The following is a 1628-nucleotide window of genomic DNA, read 5'->3' as shown; positions in this document are numbered from 1 at the left end:
TAGTTGCTCCTGAAAAAGTCCAATTTTAAAAATGGTCTCGGGGAGCCGAGTGGTTTTGTGGATGTCGGTTCCCCCGGATTTCTATTTCTACCTTAGTTTTGAAGCATTTTTGCTGCTCTTTGCAGATTGTGGGTCAGGATTCCGAAGCCGACCCAGCATTTTGAGCCAGCAAAGCCCCGGTACCTGCTGCGGTTCAAACCGTACTTGCGCTTGAGAAGACTAATCTTCGCTTCTCCGGCTGCACGGTAACGCTGCAAGTCCTTAAACCATTTTTCGTTTTCGTACTCCGTGCGGGCAATGCCTTTCTTGCCCTTTCGCGGCAAGCTGGCTCGCTTTACACCAAGTTCAGTAATGGCTGCTTCATTCTTCTTGCTTGAGAAGCCGCGGTCGGTGGCTACGGCCTGCGGTGCTTTGCCGAACTGCTTGATATGTGCTTCTATGGCGGGAACAAGCAATTCGTCATCAGAGGGATTTCCCTCATAGACGGCGTAACCGGTGACGAAGCCGCTTTCCGTCTCGTCGATTCGCACCTTGTATCCGAACTCCGTGCCTTTGGCTAGCTTGCCCTTCTTGATCGGCCTGGCTTCGGGGTCAAAGAAGCTGACGATACGATCGGCGATGATACGATTGCCGGAGACGACCTGTCTGGCTTGTTCCAGCAGTTTCCCGGTAAGCTCGACCGCCGCCGACAGTTTTGCTTTGCTTTGCTGAACGGCCGTTTTGCCCTTGTCTTGCAGTTTTTCTACGACGCTTTGTGCACCCTTTACGACGCTGTCGGTTACTTCGATTACGCTTTGCGTAATCTTGTCAACTTCTTCCCACGATTCCCGTGTGCGACGCCGCAGTACTTTGGCGATGGACAGAATCTTTTCTTTAACTTCAGCCGTACGATCTTCAAAGCCTTGAACGGCGTGGGAAGCGACCTTGCGGATTTTCTGAATCATTCGCGTGATGACCTTCACACCATCCTGCAATAGCGTAGCATCTGTCGGGTGATGAATGTCGGATTCCACGACAGTCGTGTCTGTACGGAATTTACGGGTTTTCAGAATCGCTTTTTCTTCACACTGTTTGATAAGCGCAGCGTTGATGTCCTGGGCGATTTTATCGCCGTAGCGTTTGCGGGCATAGATGAGCGTGGACGGATCCGGCATCTTCTCATCGATGGCAATACGGCAGAACATTCGCCAGGTGATGCTGTCGCCAACTTCCTTCACGAGCGACTCGTAGCCCAAATTATATTTGTGTTTCAAGACCATAAGACGGATGTACTTCTCGATCGCCAGCGTAGGGCGACCGCTCTTCTTGCCTTTCGGATGCAGCTTCGCGAATGGTTGAAGAAATTTTTCGTCGTCCAGCAAGCGATCGATGATGGCAAGTTCGGCCGGCAGCGTTCTAACAGCTTCCGGAAGAATCGCATCCCACATCGTTATTTGCTCGTCACGAAGTTTCAACATTTTCATCACCTCAAGGAAGGATTCCCGAGGCTCTGCGTTGAACTCCTTAAACAAAGGAATTCTTCCCTCGGGGATGGATGGATTGTTATCTGGACAATAACAATTTCCATTTTGAGGTGCCGAATTCCTTTTTATTTTGTCAAAATAGCCCGACTTTTTCAGGGGTAACTA

1 protein-coding gene is annotated in these 1628 nt (G+C 50.3%); it reads right to left on the bottom strand.

Translation table 11 applies throughout. The annotated features are described in order from the left end of the window. Nucleotides 1–92: 92 nt before the first annotated feature. Nucleotides 93–1457 (bottom strand): ISNCY family transposase, encoded by a 1365-nt coding sequence (locus JMF85_RS27745; protein WP_074730150.1) that lies wholly within the window; start codon nucleotides 1455–1457, stop codon nucleotides 93–95. Between the last annotated feature and the right edge of the window lie 171 nt (nucleotides 1458–1628).

This window comes from Paenibacillus sp. EPM92 (assembly GCF_016586185.1).
Classification (GTDB): domain Bacteria; phylum Bacillota; class Bacilli; order Paenibacillales; family NBRC-103111; genus Paenibacillus_G; species Paenibacillus_G validus.
The sequence above is the reverse complement of the archived record's forward strand: the minus strand, read 5'-3'. Positions and strand labels throughout refer to the sequence as shown.